Raw genomic sequence first — 22,657 nt, 5'->3', positions numbered from 1 at the left:
TTGGCGCCGCGTACAGCAGCCGCCAATCCGCAGAATAGTCCAATCCAGGGTCTACGCCGTATTCTTTGGGGTTTTTCCCAAGGTTGGACCTTGCTCACTCCACGTAGTTGACACGACCAGAGGTGCCCTCCACGATGGAATCCGATGGTCGCCGCCCAATTTCGAGGCGACTCCGGATTTCCCCGGTACAACGGTCCGTCGTCGCATCCGATTCCTGGAGAAGTGATCGTGACAAATCTGGATGAATTCTCTGGTTCAACCCAGACAGCACTGGCCCCTCAGGATGAGGTAAAAATAGTCGGCCAGTACTACGACGGAAAAACAGCGAAGCTTGTTCGCAAATACGGGCCCGGGCCCAGGATTCACTACCATGTAGGTTATTACCCTTCCTCCGATGTGCCGCCGTATGCTTCCGATCCGACACCGGATGACATTCGCCGCAGCGTACGGCTTCACCAAGAGGGTCTCCTGCGGTACGCGGCCAAGATCTGGGGCGCTGAACACCGACTGTCGGGACGAATCCTGGATGTCGGCTGCGGTCTCGGCGGGGGCTCGCTCTTCTGGGCCCAGGAATACGGTGCCGACGTGACAGCGGTCACCAATGCACCGGAACACGCGCCGATAGTCGAGGGATTCGCGCGCGAATGCGGTTTGGGTGGGAAGGTCCGAGCACTGGTCTCCGATGCGATGCATCTCCCCTTGGACGGCGGCCCCTACGACGCGGCAGTGGCCATCGAGAGCAGCGGATATTTCAACCGTCCGCAGTGGTTCGAGCGTCTGGCGCGCGTGCTTCGTCCGGGCGGGAGTGTGTGCATCGAGGAGGTGTTCACCACCCGCCCGCACGGGGCCGATGTGTGGGCCGAGTACTTCTACACAAAACCCACTACGGTACTTGACTACGTGGAAGCCGCTCGGGCCGCCGGTTTCGAATTGGTCGACGAAGTCGACGCCACGTCGGAGACCTCGCCGTTCTGGGAGGAGAGTGCCGCCTGGACGAAGGCGGTACTGGACAGCGACAGCGACATTTCACCGGTTGCGCGCAGGGATCTGAGGATCTCGCTGCTGGCGAACCAGGCACTCGGCAAGGAATGGCGGGCAGGCGGCCTGCAGTTGGGCTTCCTGCGCTTCGAGTTGAAGTCCACGACAGGGAGTGCCTCATGACGGTCGAACAGTCCCCCGCGCCCAGCGACGTCCGCGACGTGTACGACGGGTTCGGTCGGATCTACGGTTCCGTGTGGGGCCCCAACATCCACTACGGCTACTGGGAGAACGACGCCGACGACAGCTCCGTCGAGGTGGCCACAGACCGTCTGACCGACCTGATGATCTCGGGTCTCGGCGCGCAGGCCGGCCAGCGGGTCCTGGACATCGGCTGCGGCATCGGCCATCCCGCGCAGCGGCTCGTCCGCACCTGTGACGTGAACGTGGTGGGCATCACCGTCAGCCACGTCCAGGCCCAGGAGGCCACGGAACACGCGGCCAAGGCCGGGCTGGCCGACCGGGCCACGTTCCAGTTCGGGGACGCGATGGACATGCCCTTCCCCGACGGCTCGTTCGACGCGGCCTGGGCGTTCGAGTCGATGTGGCACATGCCCGACCGTGGCCATGTGCTCTCCGAGGCCGCCCGCGTCCTGCGCCCCGGTGGCCGCCTCGCCATCGCCGACGTCATCCAGCGCGACCCGGTCAGCCCCGAGGGACGCGTGGTCCTGGACCACATCTGCGAGAACTACGCGGTGCGTTCCCTGGGCACCGTGGACGAATACCGGGTGGCGTTGGCCGCCAGCGGTTTCGTCGACGTGGAGATCCGTGACATCACCGACAACGTCATCCGTACCCTCGGGCTCATGGCCGACGCCTTCGAGACCGTCAGCGACAAGCTGGCCGATCTGGTCGGCAAGGAACGGGCCGACTCGCTCATCGACTTCGTGCGCAGGTTCGGCTCCATCCCGGAGAGCGGCTACGTCTTCCTGACCGCGGTCCGCGCATAGTCGAGGCACTTCCTGGCGCTCCCCGAGTCCTGAGCCGTTCTCCGTGACGAGTTCGACCCCACGGGCAGCTCCCGGGCTCGGCACAGTCCCCGCGCGCACGCAGCCGTAGCCGCGCGGGGTCTGTCGCCGGTCGCGCACCGACTCACGAACGACCGGTTCCGTACGGAGGATGACGTGGCGCCAGGCCACGGACGCCTCCTCCACCGGCTGACGCACGGTGGTCAGGCGCGGCTCGGTGCGCTGAGCCAACGGAACGTCGTCGAACCCGCGATCTCCGGGTGCCGTACGAGGAGTTCCGCCCCGGCTTCGGCCACGGTGTGCCGATCGTTGCGGGCGCCCGGGTCAGTGGGCCGTGTTCGTGTGGACGTATTCCACGAGGCGCGTCAGGGCGTCCGGCGGCGTGTTCGGCATGACGCCGTGGCCGAGGTTGAAGATGTGGCCCTCGAGGCCCTTCGCGGAGTCGAGGACCTCGCGGGTCTTCGCCTCGACTGCCTCCGTGGAGGCGAACAGGACCGTCGGGTCGAGGTTGCCCTGGAGCGCCTTGCCGGGGCCGACGCGACGGGCGGCCTCGTCGAGCGGGACGCGCCAGTCGACGCCCATGACGTCCACGCCGGCCTCGCTCATGGGGGCGAGCAGCTCGCCGGTGCCGACACCGAAGTGGATGCGCGGCACGCCGTACCCCTCGACGGCCTTGAAGACCTTCTGCGAGGCGGGGAGCACCGAGCGGCGGTAGTCGGCCGGGGCGAGGGCGCCGGCCCAGGAGTCGAACAGCTGGACGGCGCTGGCGCCCGCCTCGATCTGGACCTTGAGGAAGGCCGCCGTGATGTCGGCGAGGCGGTCGAGGAGGTCGGCCCAGAGCTGCGGGTCGCCGTACATGATCGCCTTGGCGTTCTCGTACGTCCGGGACGGGCCGCCCTCGACGAGGTAGCTCGCGAGCGTGAAGGGCGCACCGGCGAAGCCGATGAGCGGGGTGGCGCCGAGCTCGCGGGTGAGCAGGCCGATGGCCTCCGTGACGTACGGGACGTCCTCGGGGGTGAGGTCGCGGAGCTGGGCGAGGTCCTCGCGGGTGCGGATCGGCTTCTCGACGACCGGGCCGACGCCGGGCTTGATGTCGAGGTCGACGCCGATGGCCTTGAGCGGGACGACGATGTCGCTGAAGTAGATCGCCGCGTCCACGTTGTGCCGGCGGACCGGCTGGAGCGTGATCTCGGTGACCAGCTCGGGCCGGGTGCAGGACTCGAGCATGGGGATGCCCTCGCGGACCTTGCGGTACTCGGGCAGCGAGCGCCCGGCCTGGCGCATGAACCACACGGGCGTGTGCGGCACCGGCTCGCGTCTGCACGCCTTGAGGAAGGCGGAATCCTGCACGGCGTCGTTCTTGACGGCGGCGGACGTCGCTGTCGGCTGCTGGCCCGCGGGGCTCTGGTTCGCGCTCACGACCAGAAGTCTCGCACGCCCCACCGACAGTCCCGCGAACGGCCCTGTCGGCGGCTCCTACCGGACTGTGGTCCGTTCCACGGGTGTCTCTCCCCGCACGGAGGCTCCGTTCCCCTTAATCTTCCCCGCATGGCTGCGGCACAGGGACGACTGTCGGACGGCGCTGGCGAAATGGACGACGCGAAGGAGGGGGACCGGGATGGGGAGACGGCTCCGTTGCCCTTCCGGGCTGCCGTCGACGCGTTGCGGTCCGCGCGGCTGAGGCCGCAGATCGAGATCGAGCCGACGCGGGCGCCCCAGCGCCTCGCTCCGTTCGCGTACGCCCTGGAGGCGGCGGTCGTCGACGGCGAGGAGGACCTGGCCGACGGCCGGCTCGTCCTGCTGCACGACCCGGCCGGGCACGACGCCTGGCAGGGCTCCTTCCGGCTGGTGACGCTGGTGCGGGCCGAACTGGAGGCGGAGATGGCCGCCGATCCGCTGCTGCCCGACGTGTGCTGGTCCTGGCTGACCGGGGCGCTCCAGGCGCGCGGACTGTCGTACGGCGAGGCCAGCGGCACGGTCACGCGCGCGAGTTCGCACTACTTCGGCGGGATGTCGGAGCGGCCGGCCGCGTCCCAGATCGAGATCCGCGCCTCCTGGACGCCGCGCGAGGGCCTGGGCGGTGTCCCGGACACCGCGTCCCACCTGGCCTCCTGGTGCGACCTGCTGGCCCAGATCGCGGGCCTGCCGCCGGCCGGCCCCGGGGACGCGTCGGTGGTGACGCTCCCTCAGCGACGCGGGCCCCAGTCCCGCTGAACCCCGGCCCGACCTGCTGAACGGCCTTGCGGTCCCTGTACGGGGACCGCAAGGCCGTTCCTTTGCGCCCCCTCCAGGTGCGCTCCTTCTGCCGGTATCGGCACGCCGTCTTTAGTAGCTCTTTGTCGATACGGCCACTTTCGGCCGCGTATCGACGCAGAGCGAAACCGTTCGATCTTCGGATGATCGATCGCGTGTCCGAATTGCACGGATTGTTACTCACCAGATCGTGATCTTTCTCTAAAGGAGCACAGGTTTGATGCCGAAGACCTCTGTGACCTTGAAAGCACGGTCGATCCGGTTTCACCCCCAGGGCCGGATCCGTTCCGCACTCCAGGAGGCCTGGTGTCCGTTCTTCTTGAGCAGCCCGCAAGCCTGGTCGCCTACCGCCCGAACAAGCCGACCGCCATGGTGGTCGTGGCCGACCCCCGCGTCCGCTCCACCGTCACCCGCCATCTGTGGGCGCTCGGTGTGCGCGACGTGATCGAGGCCTCGTCCATCGCGGAGGCTCGTCCCCGCATCGGCAACCCCCGCGACATCTGCGTCGCAGACGTCCACCTGCCCGACGGCAGCGGGCTCACCCTGCTGTCCGAGACCCGTGCCGCGGGCTGGCCCAACGGCCTGGCCCTGTCCGCCGCCGACGACATCGGCGCCGTACGCAACGCCCTCGCGGGCGGTGTGAAGGGCTACGTCGTCACCGGCACCCGCAACAACATCGGCCTGCCCAGCCGGCCGGGCGCCGCCCCCATCGGCGCCGGCGCCCGTATGCACCGCCGCCCCCCGGGTGCCCCGAGCCACCCGGGCGGCTACCGCGAGCTGTCCGGCCGCGAGGTCGAGGTCCTGCGACTGGTCGCCGAGGGCCAGTCGAACAAGGCGATCGGCGTCTCCATGGGCCTGTCCGCACTGACCGTCAAGAGCCACCTCGCCCGGATCGCCCGCAAACTCGGCACGGGCGACCGCGCCGGGATGGTGGCGGTGGCCCTGCGCACCGGAATCATCCACTGACACCGATCCCGATCCCGATCCCGATCACCGCTCCTGAGCCCGGCCCCTGATCACTGACGCACGACCATGGGCGACCGGCCGCTGACGACCGCTTCGCCACCACTCCTGACCGAGATGACCGACAGAATTCACTGACACGTGTGACACGTGACCGGTTTACGACCCCAAGGCGCCCGTCGACGGAACGTTCCGTCGGCGGGCGCCGTCCATACACAGATACCCTTGACAGGTGACCGAAGCCCAAGAGACCGCAGCAGACAGCTCACTGCGAACCACCGGAGGCGCCCCTCCGGACGACAACGGATCTTCTGAGGCTCCGGCGCCGGTCCCACTCCTCGATCCACGTGACGGAATTCCGCCGGTCGTCACCGACGAGCACTCGCTCGCCGAAGTGATCGCCGCGTTCGCCGCGGGCAGCGGCCCCGTCGCCGTCGACGCCGAACGGGCGTCCGGTTACCGCTACGGACAGCGCGCCTACCTGGTGCAGCTGCGCCGCGAGGGCGCGGGCACCGCACTCATCGACCCCGTCGCCTGCCCCGATCTGTCGGGCCTCGGCGAGGCACTCGGCGATGTGGAATGGGTGCTGCACGCCGCCACACAGGACCTGCCCTGTCTCCGCGAGATAGGCATGATCCCCACTCAGCTGTTCGACACCGAACTGGCCGGACGACTGGCCGGGTTCCCCCGGGTCGGCCTGGGCGCGATGGTCGAGGGCGTCCTCGGCTTCGTACTGGAGAAGGGCCACTCCGCGGTCGACTGGTCGACCCGGCCACTCCCTGAGCCCTGGCTGCGGTACGCGGCCCTTGACGTCGAACTCCTGGTCGACCTGCGGGACGCGCTGGAGAAGGAGCTGGACCGGCAGGGCAAGCTGGAGTGGGCCCGGCAGGAGTTCGACGCGATCGCGTCGGCGCCCCCGCCGGAGCCCCGCAAGGACCCCTGGCGTCGTACGTCCGGCATGCACAAGGTGCGTCGGCGCCGGCAGCTCGCCGTCGTACGGGAGCTGTGGGAGACCCGGGACCGGATCGCGCAGCGCCGGGACGTGTCGCCGGGCAAGGTGCTCTCGGACGCGGCGATCGTCGAGGCCGCGCTCGCCGTGCCGGTGAACGTCAACGCGCTCGCCGCGCTGACCGGATTCGGGCATCGGATGGGGCGGCGACAGCTGGAGCAGTGGCAGGCCGCGGTGGATCACGTGAAGACGCTCACCGACTCGCAGCTGCCCCAGCCCGGGCAGCCCGTCGTCGGGCCGCCGCCGCCGCGGGCCTGGGCCGACAAGGACCCGGAGGCAGCGGCCCGGCTGTCCGCCGCGCGGGCCGGCGTCTCCGCGCTGGCCGAGCGGCTGAACATGCCCCAGGAGAACCTGATCACTCCGGACACGGTGCGGAGGGTCTGCTGGGAGCCGCCCGCTTCCGTGGACGCCGACTCCGTGGCCGCGGCCCTCGCCGGGTACGGGGCTCGGGCCTGGCAGGTGGAGCAGGTCACCCCGGTGCTGGTGGAGGCGCTTTCCGCCGAGGCGCCGTAGGGATTCGGCGGCTCACCTCGTCGCCCCCTTCATGAAGCCGTTGTAGATGAACCTCTGCAGCGACAGGAAAGCGATCAGGGTCGGCAGGATGACCAGCACCGCGCCCGCCGAGATCGTCTCCCAGTGGGCCGCGAAGGGGCCCTTGAAGCGGAAAAGCGACGTCGAAATCACGCCAAGATCTTCGGAGGGCATGTAGAGGAAGGGGATGTAGAAGTCGTTGTAGACCGTGATCCCCTTCACTATCACCACCGTGGCGATCGCCGGCCTGAGCAGCGGGAAGATGATCTTCCGGTAGATCGTGAAGGCGTTGGCCCCGTCGAGGCGTGCCGACTCGTCCAGGGAGATCGGAATCGACCGGACGAACTGCAGGAAGATGTAGATCGACACGATGTCCGTGCCCATGTAGAGCGCTATCGGCGCCCAGAGGGTGTCGAACATGCCGAAGCTGTTGACGATCTGGAACGTCGCCACCTGGGTCGTGACACCGGGGACCAGGGTCGCCACCAGGAACAGGGCGATCACCAGCTTCCGGAAGCGGAACGTGAAGCGGTCGATCGCGTACGCCGTCATCGAGCCGATGAGGACGGTCCCCGAGACGGCGAACACCAGGATGAGCGCCGTGTTGGCGAACGCGGACAGCATCTCGCCGTCCTGGAACGCCGTCACGTAGTTGTGGAAGTTCAGCAGGTCGTCCGGCAGCGAGAGCGCCCCGCTGTCGTCCGCCATCTCCCGCTCGGTCTTGAGCGAGGTCAGGACGATCACGCCCAGCGGCAGCAGGACGACCACCGCCGCGAGGACCAGGGACAGGTACACGAACGTACGGGCAACCACTCGGCGCGTCATACGAGATCCACCCTGTCGTCCGGAACGAGCCGCCGCTGCACCCAGGTCGCGGCCAGCACGATCAGCAGCAGTACGACGGCCGCCGCCGAGGCGAGCCCCGTCTTGTTGAACTGGAACGCCAGCTTTACCGTCTGGATCACGAAGGTCTCGGTGCCGGTCGCCCCGCCGGTCATGATGTACGGGATCTCGAAGACCGACAGCGAGCCCGAGATCGACAGGATCACCGTCAGGCTCAGCACCGGTTTGATGCCCGGCGCGATGATGTACCGGAACTGGTGCCAGCGGTTCGCCCCGTCGAGTTCGGCCGCCTCGTACAACTCCCCCGGGACGGACTGGATCGCGCCCAGGAACAGCACGAAGTTCAGGCCCGTGTAACGCCAGACCGAGACGCCGGCGAGCGAGGTGTTCGCCGATGCCGGTGTGCCCAGCCAGGCGTGGTCCGGGTGGACGCCGAACAGGCTCAGCACCGAGTCGAGGGTGCCGCCGTCCTGGAAGAAGTAGAGGAACACGAAGCCGATCGCGACCCCGTTGATCAGGTACGGGAAGAACAGCACGCCCTTGAAGAAGTTCCGGAAGCGGACGTTGAAGCTGAGGATCGTCGCGAAGTAGAGCGCGGCGGCGATCTGGAGCGCGGAGGCGGCCAGGTAGTAGCCGCTGACGAAGAACACCTCGAACAGCTCAGGGCGCGTGAGGAGTTCGGTGTAGTTCTCGGCTCCCGTGTAGTGCAGTTCGGGGCTGACGCCGTCCCAGTCGGTGAAGCTGTACGCGACCATGTTGACGATCGGCGCGTAGGTGAAGGTCAGCAGCAGCGCGAGCGGGGCGATCAGGAACAGCCAGGGGGTCACGCCCCGCCACAGACGTGCCCTGCGCGGGGTTGGCCCGGGTGCGACGCCGGTGGGCGGCGGGGGCGGCGGCTCCTTCCGCCGCGCCGCCCTTCGTCCCGTCAGGCCGGCTTCGGTGGTGTCCGTCACCGTGTCCCCACGGACTGCTGTGCCTCGGTCCAGCGCTTGCCGAGGTCCCCGAGGAAGTCGTCGAGACTGCCCTTGCGTGCGCCGCGGGCCAGGTCGACGAGATCCTGACGGTAGTCGGGGGCGAAGATGCCGACCTCCGACTCGGAGTCGATGAGCTTGACCCGGGCTCCCTCGGTGTCGTCGACCTCGATGAACTTCACACCCGCTGCCTCGTACGGCTGCAGCACCTCGGGCAGCGGGGCGTCCTTCAGCGGGGAGATGGAGAGGTTGTCCTCCGCGTAGCCGGACTTGTCGGTGAACCAGTCGATCCAGGCGCGGGCGGCCGCCTTGTGCTCGCTGTGGACGTTGACCGCCTGGTTGTAGTCGGGGCCGACGACGGCACAGAACTCTCCGTCCACCTGGGTCGGGAAGGGCATGAACCCGATGTCGGCGGGGTCGACGCCCGCCTTCTTGGCGGCGTCCTGGAACTGGACGATCGCCCAGGTGCCGAGCCACTGGGTGGCGATCTGCCCCTTCGCCATCCTGGGCTTGGACGCCTCCCAGTTGGTGGTCGTCGGGTCCTTCTCGGCGAGACCTTCGTGCACGATGTCGTACAGCAGGGTGTCGCCGACGCGCAGGTCCGCGCCCTTCGCCCACGGGTCGCTCTCGACCAGTTTCGCCGTCGCCCCGGTGTCGCAGCCGACCGATCCGTTGACGGACGTCCAGGAACTGAGCGGCCACTGGGCCGCGAAGTTGGTGTAGTACGGGTCCGCGTCCGTCTTGGACTTGATCGCCTTCAGCGCGGTGAGGAACTCGGCGGGGGTGGTGGGCCAGTCGGTGACCCCGGCTTCCTGCCAGACCTTCTTGTTGTAGAGGAACCCCGGGGCCACCCCGACCGGGCTCTGACCGTAGACCTTGCCGTCGACGTCTGTGAAGTCGGTGAAGCGGTACTTCTTGGCGCGCTCCGCCTGGGTGCCGAGCGAGGCGAAGAACTTCGGGTAGTCGCTCTTCTTGATCACCGCGGGGATCAGCAGGACATCGCCGTAGTTCTCCGTGTTCATACGGATCTTGACTTCGGCCTCGTAGTTGGTGAGCCCCTCGAACTCGACCTTGACCTTCGGATAGATCTTCCGGAACTCCTCGGCGTACTTCTTCAACGTGCCGTCCTGCACCAGGTCGGTCCGCACGGTGAGGACCTTGATGGTTCCACTCACTTTTGACGGATCGTCAGGCGCCTTCGCGTCGGCGCCCTTCGAGGTGCCCCCGGCTCCGGTGCACGCGGAGAGCAGCAGGCCGGCGGTGAGGAGTGCGGGAATCGTGCGGCGGTTCATGTGCATCAGCTCCGTTCGGGACGGAAGAGCACTACTGGGATGGCTGATTCGGCACTCTGACACCATCTACTGAACCGGTAAAGTCGCTATTTCGCCAAGGGTGCCCCCATTTTCTCCGCGTCTGACCCACGCGTTGATGGAACGGTTTAGGGAGTGTGCATGCTGGAGGCCACACCGCTCACCGAAGGCTGGACCGTACGGTACGAGGGGGGCGAACTGCCTGCCGCTGTCCCCGGATGTGTACACACCGACCTGCTGGCGGCCGGAGTGATCCCGGACCCCTTCATCGGCCGGAACGAGGCAGAGGTCGCATGGGTGGGGCGCCGGGAGTGGACGTACGAGACCCAGCTCGCGGCCACTTCGGCGCAGGAGCAGACCGATCTCGTCTTCGACGGGCTCGACACCGCCGCCGAGATCCGGCTCGACGGTCAACTCCTGGGCCGGGTACGGAACATGCACCGCTCGTACCGCTTCGACGTGACCGGGATGACCGGGCTGCTGTCGGTCCGGTTCGCCTCCGCCTACGCCGAGGCCGAGGCCGTGCGGGAGCGGCTGGGTGAGCGGCCCGGCGCCTATGCCGAGCCCTACCAGTACATCCGGAAGATGGCCTGCTCTTTCGGCTGGGACTGGGGTCCGACCCTCGTCACCGCCGGCATCTGGCGGCCGGCGCGCCTGGAGCACTGGTCGACAGCCCGGATCGCCCGGGTGCGCCCCGAGGTGACGGTCGACGAACAGGGCCTGGGGCACATCGGGTTGACGGTCGACGTCGAACGCACCCGGGTGGAGGCCGGGCTGACGCTGGAGGCCCGGGTGATCGGTGGCGGACTCCCCGGTGGCGGTGAGGTTCTGGCGCGCGGCGAGGTCGACGGGACCAGCGGTGCCGTGCGACTGGAAGTGCCGGACGTGGAGAGGTGGTGGCCGCACGGATACGGGCAACAGGTGCTGTACGACGTCGAGTTGATACTCCGTCATGGCGATGTTCCGCTGGACGGCTGGCGCCGGCGGGTCGGGTTCCGGACCGTCGGACTCGACACCTCCTCCGACGCCCACGGGACCGGGTTCACCCTGGTCGTCAACGGGGAGCGGCTGTTCGCGCGGGGCGTCAACTGGATCCCGGACGACGTGTTCCCGTCCCGGATCACCGCACAGCGGTACCGGGAACGGCTCACGCAGGCAGCCGGCGCCGGTGTGGACCTCGTGCGCGTGTGGGGCGGCGGGATCTACGAGAGCGAGGACTTCTACGACGTCTGCGACGAGTTGGGGCTCCTGGTCTGGCAGGACTTCCCGTTCGCGTGCGCCGCCTATCCCGAGGAGCAGCCGCTGCGCGGTGAGGTGGAGGCGGAGGCCCGGGAGAACGTCGTACGGCTGATGCCGCATCCCTCGCTCGTGCTGTGGAACGGCAACAACGAGAACCTGTGGGGTTTCCGGGACTGGGAGTGGGAGCAGCGGCTCGCCGGGGAGTCGTGGGGCGAGGGGTACTACCTGGGCGTACTGCCGCGTGTAGTGGCCGAGTTGGACCCCACGCGGCCCTATACGGCGGGCAGTCCCTGGTCCGGGTCCTGGGAGCGGCATCCGAACGATCCGGCGCACGGTACGCATCACTCGTGGGAGGTGTGGAACCGGGAGGACTATGCCGACTACCGGCTCGAAGTCCCCCGATTCGTGGCCGAGTTCGGGTGGCAGGCACCAGCCGCGTACGCCACGATGCGGCGGGCACTGCCGGGCGAGCGGCTCGACTCCGACTCCCCCGGGATGCTGCACCACCAGAAGGCGGACGACGGGAACGGCAAGCTGGAACGCGGTCTCGCCCGGCATTTCCCCTTGCCGGAGGGGGACTTCGACCGCTGGCACTACCTCACTCAGGTCAACCAGGCCCGTGCCGTCGCCGCCGGGATCGAGCACTGGCGGGCGCACTGGCCCGTGTGCGCGGGGACGATCGTGTGGCAGCTCAACGACTGCTGGCCTGTGACTTCCTGGGCGGCGATCGACGGGGACGGGCGCGAGAAGCCGCTCTACCACGAGCTGCGGCGACTGTACGCGGACCGGCTGCTCAGCCTTCAAGTACGCGGCGGGGAACTGGTGTTGGCCGTCATCAACCAGGGGGCGGAGCGGTGGACGGGGTCGGTGGAGCTGCGCCGGCTGTCCGTGGACGGGGGTGGGGTGGGCGCGTCGGTACAGGTCACGTTCGTGGCGGAGCAGCGGGCGGTCGCCGAGGTGCGGGTGCCGCAGGAGCTTGTGCCGGTGGGGGCCAAGGAGTTCCTGGTCGCGGACTTCGATGCAGATGCCGATGCCGATACGGAGGGGATCGGCGGGTCGGGGCTGCGGGCGCTGCACTTTCCCGTCCCCGACCGTGAAATCCCTTACCCCCGGCCCGAGTTCGACGTGCGCGTCGCCCCGGGGGCGGTCACGGTGACGGCTCGTACGCTCGTACGGGATCTGCTGCTGCAGGCGGACCGGCTGGACCCTGGAGCGCGGGCCGATCGTGGGCTGGTGACCCTGCTGCCCGGGGAAGAGGTGACCATCGGGGTGCGCGGCTGGGAGACTCCGGATGCCGAGACCGCCCGATCGGCCCTGTACTGCGTGGAGCCCGCCAGATGACGGCATCGCCGACCCCCCGCGTCACCATCAAGGACGTCGCCGCGCGCGCGGGCGTGTCCAAGGGGGCCGTGTCCCTCGCCTTCAACCACAAGCCGGGACTCGCCGAGGCGACCCGGGACCGGATCTTCGCCGCCGCCCGCGAGCTGGGCTGGGAGCCGAACCTCACCGCGCGGTCGCTGGCCGGGGCCCGGGTGGACGTGGTGGGGCTGGCGATCTGCCGGCCGGCCCGGCTGCTCGGGCTGGAACCGTTCTACATGGACTTCATCTCGGGCGTGGAGAGCGTCCTGACCGAGCGTTCCTGCTCACTGCTGCTCAGGCTCGTGCGGACCCTGGAGGAGGAGGTCGGGCTTCAGGAGTCCTGGTGGCGGGGGCGGCTGATCGGCGGGGCGATCCTGGTCGACCTGCGGGCCGACGATCCCCGGGTGCCGGCCGTCGAGCGGCTCGGGATGCCCGCGGTCGCGGTCGGGCATCCGTCGTTCACCGGGGGCCTCACCTCCGTGTGGACCGACGACGCCACGGCCGTGACGGAGGCGGTGCGGTATCTGGCGGCGCTCGGGCACCGGCGGATCGCCCGGGTGGGGGGTGCGGCGGCACTCGGGCACACGAACATCCGTACGGCGGCTTTCGACGAGGCCGCTCGGGGGCTCGAGCTGGCCGGGGCGTGGCAGGTCTCGACCGACTACTCGGGCGACGCGGGGGCGCGGGCCACCCGGTCGCTGCTGTCCGCCCCGGCGGCGGACCGGCCCACGGCGATCCTGTACGACAACGACATCATGGCCGTGGCGAGCCTGTCCGTGGCCGCCGAGATGGGCCTGAGCGTGCCGGGTGACGTGTCGCTGCTGGCCTGGGACGACTCGCAGCTGTGCAGGTTGACGCGGCCCACGCTGTCGGCGATGAGTCACGATGTGCACGGGTTCGGGGCGGATGTCGCGCGGACGTTGTTCGAGGTGATCGGCGGAGGCGGGGGCGGGTCTCATTCGGTGGCTACGCCTGTGCTCACCCCCCGGGGGTCCACCGCTCCACCCAAGGGGTAGGGGCTTTCTCTTGGTTCGCGGCCGGGGGTCACGTTGTGGCTGGTCGCGCAGTTCCTCGCGCCCCTTGGGTGGGTGTGTGTAACCGGGGGTAACATGCGAAGCCCGTGTGACCTTCGCCGCTCCGGTGCTCAGGGGTGTGCAGTACGGTTACTCATAAGTAGCATAGGGCTGAGCGCCCGCTCAGGTTGCGTATCGCAGCAGTGCCGTCCCGCACCTTTGGAGGAGAGCCATCGTGCCTCGTACCGTCAGGGATGTCGTCTTCGTCGACGGCGTCCGCACCCCGTTCGGCAAGGCGGGCCCGAAGGGCATCTACCACGAGACCCGTGCCGACGACCTCGTCGTGAAGGCGATCCGGGAGCTGCTGCGCCGCAACCCGGGTCTCGACCCGAAGAAGATCGACGAGGTCGCCATCGCCGCGACCACGCAGATCGGTGACCAGGGACTCACACTCGGCCGCACCGCCGGAATCCTGGCCGGTCTGCCGCAGTCCGTGCCCGGCTACTCCATCGACCGCATGTGTGCCGGTGCGCTGACCGCCGTCACCTCGACCGCCGGTTCGATCGCCTTCGGCGCCTACGACGCCGTCATCGCCGGTGGCGTCGAGCACATGGGCCGCCACCCCATGGGCGAGGGCGTCGACCCCAACCCGCGGTTCGTGAGCGAGAAGCTCGTCGACGAGTCGGCCCTGTTCATGGGCATGACCGCCGAGAACCTGCACGACCGGTACCCGCACATCACCAAGCTGCGCGCCGACGAGTACGCCGTGCGCTCGCAGGAGAAGGCCGCCAAGGCGTACGCCAACGGCAAGATCCAGCAGGACCTGGTGCCGATCTCGGTGCGCAACACGAACGACCAGGTCGGCGAGACCGGCTGGGGCCTCGTGACCGCCGACGAGCCGATGCGGCCGGGAACCACCCTGGAGAACCTCAGCGGGCTCAAGACGCCGTTCCGTGTCCACGGGCGGGTCACCGCCGGTAACGCGGCCGGTCTGAACGACGGCGCCACCGCGTCGATCATCGCGTCCGAGGACTTCGCGCGCGAGAACAACCTGCCCGTCAAGATGCGCCTCGTCTCGTACGCCTTCGTCGGCGTCGAGCCCGAGGTCATGGGCTACGGGCCGATCCCCGCGACCGAGAAGGCCCTCGCCAAGGCCGGCCTCGGCATCGGTGACATCGGTCTGTTCGAGATCAACGAGGCCTTCGCCATCCAGGTCCTCGCCTTCCTCGACCACTACGGCATCGCCGACGACGACGCGCGCGTGAACCAGTACGGCGGTGCCATCGCATTCGGTCACCCCCTGGCCTCGTCGGGTGTGCGTCTGATGACGCAGCTCGCCCGCCAGTTCGAGGAGCAGCCGGAGGTCCGCTACGGCCTGACCACCATGTGCGTCGGCTTCGGCATGGGCGCCACGGTCATCTGGGAGAACCCGCACCACAAGGACGCCGGAGGCGAAAAGTGAGCACCACCGAACTCCTCAAGGGCGCGGCCGAGCTGTTCCCCGACGAGGTCGTGACCTCGGCGCACGTACGCCACCTCGATCTGCCGTTCGACGCCGGACGCTTCGCGCTGATCACCCTCGACAACGGCTTCGACCACACCAAGCCGACCACCTTCGGCCCGGCGTCGCTGGCGAACCTGAGCATCGCCATCGACCAGGTCGAGAAGGAGGCGTCGGCCGGCGAGATCGTCGGTGTCGGCATCACCGGTAAGCCGTTCATCTTCGCGGTCGGCGCGGACCTCAAGGGCGTGGAGCTCCTCAAGAACCACACCGACGCGCTCGCCATCGGCAAGGGCGGCCACGAGGTCTTCAAGCGCCTCGCCGCTCTCGCGGTCCCGACCTTCGGCTACTACAACGGTGCCGCCATGGGCGGTGGCGTCGAGGTCGGTCTGCACTGCGAGTACCGGACGGTGTCCAAGTCCATCGCGGCCTTCTCCCTCCCCGAGGTCTTCCTCGGCCTGGTCCCGGGCTGGGGCGGCTGCACGCTCCTGCCGAACCTCATCGGCGCGGACCGCGCGGTGAGCGTGATCATCGAGAACTCGCTCAACCAGAACAAGCAGCTCAAGGGCCAGCAGGTGCTCGACCTGGGCATCGCCGACGCGCTGTTCGAGGGCGCGGACTTCCTGGAGCAGTCGCTGATCTGGACGGCCTCCGTCCTCAAGGGCGACATCAAGGTCGAGCGTCCGGCCATCGACCGCGGCGAGGCCTGGGACCAGGCGGTCGCCAAGGGCCGCTTCATCGCGGACAGCAAGGTGCACGGTGCGGCTCCGGCCGCCTACCGCGCCCTCGACATCATCGCCGCGGCCAAGAACGGCGACCTCCAGCAGGGGTACGACGCCGAGGACGTGGCCCTCGCCGACCTGATCATGGGCGGCGAACTCCGGTCCGGCATCTACGCGTTCAACCTCGTCCAGAAGCGCGGCAAGCGCCCGGCGGGTGCGCCGGACAAGTCGCTGGCCCGTCCGGTCACCAAGGTGGGCGTGGTCGGTGCCGGTCTGATGGCCTCGCAGCTCGCGCTGCTCTTCCTGCGCCGCCTGGAGGTGCCGGTCGTGCTGACCGACATCGACCAGGAGCGCGTCGACAAGGGTGTGGGCTACGTCCACGCCGAGATCGACAAGCTGCTCGGCAAGGGCCGTATCAACCAGGACAAGGCCAACCGTCTCAAGGCCCTGGTCACCGGTGTGCTGGACAAGGCGGAGGGCTTCTCCGACGCCGACTTCGTCATCGAGGCCGTCTTCGAGGAGATCGGCGTCAAGCAGCAGGTGTTCGCGGAGGTCGAGGCGGTCGCCCCGGCGCACGCGATCCTCGCCACCAACACCTCCTCGCTGTCCGTCACCGAGATGGCGTCGAAGCTGAAGAACCCCGAGCGGGTCGTGGGCTTCCACTTCTTCAACCCGGTCGCGATCCTGCCGCTCCTGGAGATCGTGCGCGGCGAGCAGACGGACGACGCCTCGCTCGCCACGGCGTTCGGTGTCGCCAAGAAGCTGAAGAAGACCGCGGTGCTCGTGAAGGACGCCCCGGCGTTCGTCGTGAACCGTATCCTTACCCGCTTCATGGGCGAGATCCAGAACGTGATCGACGAGGGTACGCCGGTCGCGGTCGCGGAGAAGGCGGTGGAGCCGTTGGGTCTGCCGATGTCGCCGCTGGTGCTGCTGGAGCTGGTCGGTCCGGCGATCGGTCTGCACGTGTCGGAGACGCTGAACCGGGCGTTCCCGGACCGCTTCACGGTGTCCCCGAACCTCGCGGCCGTCGTCAAGGCCGGCAAGCGTGGCTTCTACGTGTACGACAGCGGGAAGCCCGAGCTGGACCCCGAGGTCGCCGCGCTGCTGAAGCAGGGGGATGTCGTCCTGAGCGAGGAGCAGGTGCGGGACCGGGTGCTCGACGCGGTCGCCCAGGAGATCGGGCTCATGCTCGACGAGGGTGTCGTGGCCGAGGCGCAGGACATCGACCTGTGCCTGATCACCGGTGCGGGGTGGCCCTTCCACCTGGGTGGGGTTACGCCTTACTTGGACCGTGAGGGTGTCTCCGAGCGGGTGAACGGGAAGCGGTTCCTGGAGGCCGGGGTGGCTTCCGTCCCGGCGTAACGGTTGTTGTGATCGCCGAGTGCCCTGTACGCCGTGGTGGTGTGCGGGGCACTCGTTTTTTCGCCCCCGCCGCCCCTACCCGTCCCATCCTCGGGGGCGCTGCCCCCGAACCCCCGCTCCTCAAACGCCGGAGAGGCTGAAATACCCAGCCCGTCCGGCGATTGAGGACGAGGCCCCTTCAGGGCCGAAAGGGGGGTCTGGGGGCGCAGCCCCCAGGGATGGGACGGGTAGGGGCGGCGGGGGCGAGGAAAATGCCCGTCACACCACCGTCCACGCCTCCAACGCCAGCCCCGCCTCCCGCTTGCGCCGCGCCACCCTCAGCTCTCCGCCGGGGGCAACCGTCGCCGCGATCACCCTGCCGCTCGCGTCCTCCGTCAGCGACACCCGTGCGTCCAGGGGGAGTTGGGGGCCCGACTCGGTCCACCACGCCCCCGCCGACTCCTGCTCCGTCGGATACGCGGCGAACGCCACCCGGCCGCTCGCCGAGCGCTGCGCGAGCAACGTGCAGTCGACCTCGTCCAGAGTGCAGCGGATCACCGACACCGGTCCGGGACCGGCCCCCGGGAGCAGTTCGACCGGCTCGCTACCCGACCGCCACGCGCACACCGTGTCCGTCTCGTCGGTGTAGAAGAGGGTCACGTGCTCGTCGGAGGTGACCAGCGCCCGCAGGCTGCCCTGACGGGCCGTCGCCTTCAGCGGGGCCTCGTCGAGTTCCGGGATCCAGCCGGGTCCGCCCTGCGTCCAGCGCAGGATGCCGTGAGGCGAGTTGCCGTACAGCTCGACGCGTCCGGACGTACGCGTGACGGCCGTCAACTGCTCTTCCACGTCCTCGCCCTTGAGGTCGCGCCAGGGGCCCCAGCCGCCGCGCTCCTTCTGGCCGCGCATGCTGACACCGCCCACGGCGTTCCGTACGAAGACATGGGCGCGGCCCTCCGCGTCCACGGCGACCGCCGGTACGCCGGTCCAGTCGCCCTTCTGGTTCGGGTGGCCGAGGGGCGTCCAGTCGAGGGCGGCGAGGGCCGGCCGGAAGTGCGTGGTGTGGATCACACCCGCCTCGCCCTTCACGGTGGGCCGCCAGGTCGCCAAGTGGGCGTACTCGTCGGCGCCTTGGCCGACGCCGAGCATGGGATGCACGCGCTGGTCGCCGCCGATGCGCCGGGGGGCGAGCCAGGGGCCGCCGGGCAGGGACTCCGCGCGGCAGACGATCCCGTCTCCCACGGCGTCGTACGTGCTCAGCCGGCCGTCGCGACCCCGTATGAGCCAGTCACCGTTGACCGACTCGGGACGCCCCGCGGCCGTGGTAGAGGAAGGAGGAACAATGGGCACTGGACTACTTTAGTGTGCTCTTACCTTTGCCGCGCCCCCCGCCCCCCTCATCCGGTACCCCTGATTCCGGTCCCCCGCGTGCGACCCTGATCCTCATGGATGCTCCGCTGCTCGTGATCGTCGACGCCGCGAATGTCGTCGGCTCGGTTCCCGACGGCTGGTGGCGGGACCGGCGCGGGGCGGCGGAACGGCTGCGAGACCGGCTGGTGGCGTACGCCGAGAGCGGGTTGCCGGAGCGGGCGGGACCCGTGGAGATCGTCCTGGTGGTCGAGGGAGCGGCTCGCGGGGTCGCCTCGGTGCCGGGCGTACGGGTGGTGTCGGCGTCCGGCAGCGGGGACGACCGGATGGTCGAGCTGGTCGCCGAGGCTGGGGACCGGGAGTGCCTTGTCGTCACCGCCGACCGTGAACTGCGGCGCAGGGTCGGCGAGTTGGGTGCCGAGGTCGCCGGGCCCCGTACGGTACGGAAGGACTAGCCCGCCGTACCGTACGGAAGCCGGTCATCAACTCCGGTGACCGTTCTGGCTAGTTGGTGTCCGCTGTCGTCTCCTGCTGACGTCCGAGGCGGCTGTGGGAGCGGCCGTACAGGAAGTACACGAGGAAGCCGATCGCCATCCAGACGCCGAACCGGAGCCAGGTCTCGGCAGGCAGGTTCAGCATCAGCCAGAGCGAGGCGAGCACCGACAGGATCGGGATGAACGGCACCCACGGTGTCCGGAAGGCCCGGGGCAGGTCGGGGCGGGACCTGCGGAGGATGACCACGCCGATCGCGACGACCACGAAGGCGAACAGCGTGCCGATGTTCACCAGTTCGGCGAGTTCGCTCAGCGGGGTGAAGCCGGCGACGATCGCGATGATCACGCCCAGCAGGATCGTCGGCCGGTGCGGGGTCCTGAACCGCGGGTGGACGTGGGAGAAGAAGGTGGGCAGGAGTCCGTCGCGGCTCATCGCGAAGAAGACGCGGGTCTGGCCGAGGAGCAGGATCATGCAGACCGTCGTGAGGCCCACGGCGGCGCCGAAGCTGATGAAGCCGGCGAACCAGGGGTGCCCGGTGGCCTTGAAGGCGTCGGCGAGCGGCGCCGTCACGGACAGCTCGGTGTAGTGCTGCATGCCGGTCACCACGATCGACACCGCGACATAGAGGGTGGTGCAGATGATCAGGGAGCCGATGATGCCCCTGGGCATGTCGCGCTGCGGGTTCCTGGTCTCCTCCGCGGCCGTGGCCACCACGTCGAAGCCGATGAAGGCGAAGAACACGACGGAGGCCGCGGTGAAGATGCCCATCACACCGAAGTTCGAGGGCGCCCAGCCGAACATCAGCTGGATGAGCGGCGATTGGAGGCCGTCACCGGCCGTCACCTCCTGCGCCTTCGGGATGAACGGGTGGTAGTTGTCGCTCTTGACGAAGAAGGCGCCCGCGATGATCACGACGAGGACGACGGTCACCTTGACGGCGACAACGATCGAGGTGACGCGCGCGGAGAGCTTCGTGCCGAGTACGAGGATGCCGGTCAGCGCCAGGACCAGTGCGGCGGCGAGGATGTCGAAGCCGAAGCCGTCGGCCCCGTCCCGGCCGCTGAGCGCCTCCGGCAGATGCCAGCCGGCGTTGTCGAGGAGCGAGGTGATGTACCCGGACCAGCCGACGGCCACCACCGCCGTACCGAGCGCGAACTCCAGCACCAGGTCCCAGCCGATGATCCAGGCGGGCAGTTCACCGAGCGAGGCGTACGAGAATGTGTACGCGGACCCGGCCACCGGGACCGTGGAGGCGAACTCGGCGTAGCAGAGCGCCGCGAGGGCGCAGACGACCCCGGCGACCGCGAAGGCCAGGGCGACGGCGGGGCCGGCGTTGTTCTTGGCGACCGTGCCGGTGAGGACGAAGATGCCGGTGCCGATGATGACACCGACGCCGAAGACCGTCAGGTCCAGCGCGGACAGGGATTTCTTGAGCGCGTGCTCCGGTTCCTCGGTGTCGCGGATGGACTGTTCGACCTTCTTCGTTCTGAAGAGGGTGCTGGTCACGGGTGTACCTCCCACGCTGTGTCGTCCCGGCCATGATCGGGAGGGGGCGTGGAGCGCATGCCCCGGCGCGCGGAGTTTCACTCCAATAGGGGGCACATTCACACCGGGGTCGCTCCGGGCCGGCCTGGGGCCGGGGGTTGTCCCCCGGGTGAGCGCAGTTACGCCGATGGGCCGGTCCCACCACCGTGAAGAGTGGGGAAACCGGCCCATCGGCGGCTCAGCGGCAGGTCAGTCGCGGACGGGCTCCACCGAGTCGACCGAGTCGACCTCCGACTGCTCGAACCGTCCGTCGATCCTGGACACCAGTCCGGTGACCTGACGGGCGATGTCCGGTGCCGTCAGTCCGATCTCCGCCATGACCTCGGCCCGGGAGGCGTGGTCGAGGAAGCGCGGCGGGATGCCGAAGTCGCGCAGCGGTACGTCGACCCCCGCGTCCCGCAGGGCCTGTGCGACGGCCGAACCGACGCCGCCCACGCGGGAGTTGTCCTCGACGGTGACGACCACGCGGTGCCGCTCGGCGAGCGGCGCCATGGCCTCGTCGACCGGCTTGACCCAGCGCGGGTCGACGACGGTGGTGGAGATGCCCTGCTGGTCGAGGAGGGCCGCGATCTCCAGGCACATGGGGGCGAGGGCGCCCACGGAGACCAGCAGCACGTCCGGGGTGTCCGTCCCCGGCTCGCGCAGCACGTCCATGCCTCCGACGCGTCCCACGGCGGGTACGGCGGGGCCGACGGCGCCCTTCGAGAAGCGGACGACGGTCGGCGCGTCGTCGACCTCGACGGCCTCGCGGAGCTGGGCGCGGACCTGGTCGGCGTCGCGCGGGGCGGCGAGCCTGAGGCCCGGGACGACCTGGAGGATCGACATGTCCCACATACCGTTGTGGGAGGCCCCGTCGGTGCCGGTGACCCCGGCCCGGTCGAGGACGAACGTCACACCGCACTTGTGCAGTGCCACGTCCATGAGGACCTGGTCGAAGGCCCGGTTCAGGAAGGTGGCGTACACCGCGAAGACGGGGTGCACTCCCCCGGTGGCGAGCCCGGCGGCGGAGACGGCGCCGTGCTGCTCGGCGATGCCGACGTCGTAGATACGGTCCGGGAAGGCGTCCGCGAACTTCTTCAGGCCGACGGGCTGGAGCATCGCGGCCGTGATGGCGACGATGTCCTCGCGCTCCTGGCCGAGTTTCACCATCTCGTCGCCGAAGACGGAGGTCCAGTCGGCGCCCGAGGCCTTGATCGGCAGGCCGGTGTCGGGGTGGATGGGGCCGATGCCGTGGAAGCGGTCCGCCTCGTCCTGGAGGGCGGGCTGGTAGCCGCGGCCCTTCTCGGTGAGGCAGTGCACGATGACTGGGCCGCCGAAGCGCTTGGCGCGGGCCAGCGCGGATTCGAGTGCCTCGATGTCGTGGCCGTCGATCGGGCCGACGTACTTGAGGCCGAGGTCCTCGAACATGCCCTGCGGGGCGATGAAGTCCTTGAGGCCCTTCTTGGCGCCGTGCAGGGTCTCGTACAGCGGTCTGCCGACGACGGGGGTGCGCTCCAGCAGGTCCTTGCCCTTGGCGAGGAACCGCTCGTAGCCGTCCGTCGTGCGCAGGGTGGCCAGGTGGTTGGCGAGGCCGCCGATGGTCGGCGCGTACGAACGTTCGTTGTCGTTGACGACGATGACCAGCGGGCGGTCCTTGGCGTCGGCGATGTTGTTCAGCGCCTCCCAGGCCATTCCGCCGGTGAGCGCGCCGTCACCGATGACGGCGACCACGTGGTGGTCGTCGCGGCCCAGCACCTGGTTCGACTTCGCGATGCCGTCGGCCCAGCCGAGGACCGTCGAGGCGTGCGAGTTCTCGATGACGTCGTGCTCGGACTCGGCCTGCGAGGGGTAGCCCGACAGGCCGCCCTTCATCTTCAGCCTGGAGAAGTCCTGACGGCCGGTGAGCAGCTTGTGGACGTAGGACTGGTGGCCCGTGTCCCAGAGCACCTTGTCCTTCGGTGACTCGAAGACCCGGTGCAGGGCGATGGTGAGCTCGACGACACCGAGGTTGGGGCCGAGGTGGCCGCCGGTCTTGGAGACCGCGTCGACGAGGAAGGTCCGGATCTCCTCGGCCAGCTGGTCCAGCTGCTCCAGGCTGAGCCGGTCAAGATCGCGCGGTCCCTTGATGCGGGTCAGCAGCGGCACCCGTGCCTCCTTGCAGTAGAGCTGATCGAGCTTTCGCCGGGCGTGTCGAGTCTAGTGTTCCGCCTTC

17 protein-coding genes and 1 pseudogene are annotated in these 22,657 nt (G+C 69.1%); 10 read left to right on the top strand and 8 right to left on the bottom strand.

The genetic code is table 11. The features are described from left to right. Nucleotides 1–144 precede the first annotated feature (144 nt). The gene (locus OG241_RS42165; protein WP_405823273.1) at nucleotides 145–1,161 is read left to right on the top strand and encodes a methyltransferase domain-containing protein; all 1,017 of its coding nucleotides are present in this window, start codon (nucleotides 145–147) and stop codon (nucleotides 1,159–1,161) included. Then, nucleotides 1,158–1,988, top strand: coding sequence for a methyltransferase domain-containing protein (locus OG241_RS42160; protein ID WP_405823271.1), 831 nt, complete (start codon nucleotides 1,158–1,160; stop codon nucleotides 1,986–1,988). The genes OG241_RS42165 and OG241_RS42160 overlap by 4 nt, the downstream gene beginning before the upstream one ends. Nucleotides 1,989–2,126: 138 nt before the next feature. Here OG241_RS42160 and OG241_RS42155 read toward each other — a convergent pair. Further along, a pseudogene (locus OG241_RS42155) lies at nucleotides 2,127–2,255 on the bottom strand (LacI family transcriptional regulator); the annotation flags it as partial. Between the two features lie 75 nt (nucleotides 2,256–2,330). Then, nucleotides 2,331–3,425 carry a uroporphyrinogen decarboxylase gene (gene hemE / locus OG241_RS42150; protein WP_405823269.1) on the bottom strand — a complete coding sequence of 365 codons (1,095 nt, stop codon included), beginning with the start codon at nucleotides 3,423–3,425 and terminating at the stop codon, nucleotides 2,331–2,333. A gap of 129 nt (nucleotides 3,426–3,554) precedes the next feature. Here hemE and OG241_RS42145 point away from each other — a divergent pair, with 129 nt between their 5' ends. From OG241_RS42145 to OG241_RS42135, 3 genes are all read left to right on the top strand, one after another. Further along, nucleotides 3,555–4,220: a DUF3000 domain-containing protein gene (locus OG241_RS42145; RefSeq protein WP_405823268.1), complete on the top strand. Its 666-nt coding sequence runs from the start codon at nucleotides 3,555–3,557 to the stop codon at nucleotides 4,218–4,220. Nucleotides 4,221–4,565: 345 nt separating this feature from the next. Then, nucleotides 4,566–5,225 carry a response regulator transcription factor gene (locus tag OG241_RS42140; RefSeq protein ID WP_319095917.1) on the top strand — a complete coding sequence of 220 codons (660 nt, stop codon included), beginning with the start codon at nucleotides 4,566–4,568 and terminating at the stop codon, nucleotides 5,223–5,225. Nucleotides 5,226–5,454: 229 nt separating this feature from the next. Next, entirely contained in the window at nucleotides 5,455–6,744 is a 1,290-nt protein-coding gene (locus OG241_RS42135; protein ID WP_405823266.1) for an HRDC domain-containing protein, read from the top strand. Nucleotides 6,745–6,756: 12 nt separating this feature from the next. On the opposite strand, the gene OG241_RS42130 is transcribed toward OG241_RS42135, so the two are convergent. The 3 genes from OG241_RS42130 to OG241_RS42120 are packed head-to-tail and all read right to left on the bottom strand — an operon-like array spanning nucleotide 6,757 to nucleotide 9,868. Beyond that, complete coding sequence (locus OG241_RS42130) at nucleotides 6,757–7,587, bottom strand: carbohydrate ABC transporter permease (RefSeq protein WP_405823264.1); 831 nt, start codon at nucleotides 7,585–7,587, stop codon at nucleotides 6,757–6,759. Further along, the gene (locus tag OG241_RS42125) at nucleotides 7,584–8,558 is read right to left on the bottom strand and encodes a carbohydrate ABC transporter permease (protein ID WP_405823262.1); all 975 of its coding nucleotides are present in this window, start codon (nucleotides 8,556–8,558) and stop codon (nucleotides 7,584–7,586) included. Before OG241_RS42125 ends, OG241_RS42130 begins: the two co-directional genes overlap by 4 nt. Further along, nucleotides 8,555–9,868: an extracellular solute-binding protein gene (locus OG241_RS42120; protein WP_405823261.1), complete on the bottom strand. Its 1,314-nt coding sequence runs from the start codon at nucleotides 9,866–9,868 to the stop codon at nucleotides 8,555–8,557. Before OG241_RS42120 ends, OG241_RS42125 begins: the two co-directional genes overlap by 4 nt. Nucleotides 9,869–10,027: 159 nt before the next feature. Here OG241_RS42120 and OG241_RS42115 point away from each other — a divergent pair, with 159 nt between their 5' ends. The 4 genes from OG241_RS42115 to OG241_RS42100 all read left to right on the top strand — a co-directional run bounded on the left by OG241_RS42115 (nucleotide 10,028) and on the right by OG241_RS42100 (nucleotide 17,082). Next, a complete protein-coding gene (locus OG241_RS42115) occupies nucleotides 10,028–12,466 on the top strand; it encodes a glycoside hydrolase family 2 protein (protein ID WP_405823259.1) in 2,439 nt (812 codons plus the stop codon). Next, on the top strand, nucleotides 12,463–13,500 hold the full coding sequence (locus tag OG241_RS42110; RefSeq protein ID WP_405823257.1) for a LacI family DNA-binding transcriptional regulator: 1,038 nt from the start codon (nucleotides 12,463–12,465) through the stop codon (nucleotides 13,498–13,500). The genes OG241_RS42115 and OG241_RS42110 overlap by 4 nt, the downstream gene beginning before the upstream one ends. Before the next feature lie 232 nt (nucleotides 13,501–13,732). Continuing rightward, complete coding sequence (locus tag OG241_RS42105; RefSeq protein ID WP_405823256.1) at nucleotides 13,733–14,959, top strand: thiolase family protein; 1,227 nt, start codon at nucleotides 13,733–13,735, stop codon at nucleotides 14,957–14,959. Further along, nucleotides 14,956–17,082: a 3-hydroxyacyl-CoA dehydrogenase NAD-binding domain-containing protein gene (locus tag OG241_RS42100; RefSeq protein WP_405823254.1), complete on the top strand. Its 2,127-nt coding sequence runs from the start codon at nucleotides 14,956–14,958 to the stop codon at nucleotides 17,080–17,082. The genes OG241_RS42105 and OG241_RS42100 overlap by 4 nt, the downstream gene beginning before the upstream one ends. Before the next feature lie 258 nt (nucleotides 17,083–17,340). Here the strand turns inward: OG241_RS42100 and OG241_RS42095 are convergent, their stop codons facing one another. Next, nucleotides 17,341–18,408, bottom strand: coding sequence for a hypothetical protein (locus OG241_RS42095; protein WP_405823253.1), 1,068 nt, complete (start codon nucleotides 18,406–18,408; stop codon nucleotides 17,341–17,343). Between the two features lie 95 nt (nucleotides 18,409–18,503). Between OG241_RS42095 and OG241_RS42090 the strand changes: the two genes are divergently transcribed. After that, nucleotides 18,504–18,881 (top strand): NTP pyrophosphohydrolase, encoded by a 378-nt coding sequence (locus OG241_RS42090; protein ID WP_405823251.1) that lies wholly within the window; start codon nucleotides 18,504–18,506, stop codon nucleotides 18,879–18,881. Nucleotides 18,882–18,930: 49 nt separating this feature from the next. On the opposite strand, the gene OG241_RS42085 is transcribed toward OG241_RS42090, so the two are convergent. Together OG241_RS42085 and dxs are read right to left on the bottom strand one after the other, a co-directional pair. Beyond that, entirely contained in the window at nucleotides 18,931–20,427 is a 1,497-nt protein-coding gene (locus tag OG241_RS42085) for an amino acid permease (protein ID WP_405823250.1), read from the bottom strand. Between the two features lie 228 nt (nucleotides 20,428–20,655). Beyond that, nucleotides 20,656–22,590 (bottom strand): 1-deoxy-D-xylulose-5-phosphate synthase, encoded by a 1,935-nt coding sequence (gene dxs / locus OG241_RS42080; RefSeq protein WP_405823248.1) that lies wholly within the window; start codon nucleotides 22,588–22,590, stop codon nucleotides 20,656–20,658. Nucleotides 22,591–22,657: the final 67 nt, after the last annotated feature.

The organism is Streptomyces sp. NBC_01390 (genome assembly GCF_045040105.1).
Classification (GTDB): domain Bacteria; phylum Actinomycetota; class Actinomycetes; order Streptomycetales; family Streptomycetaceae; genus Streptomyces.
The sequence above is the reverse complement of the archived record's forward strand: the minus strand, read 5'-3'. Positions and strand labels throughout refer to the sequence as shown.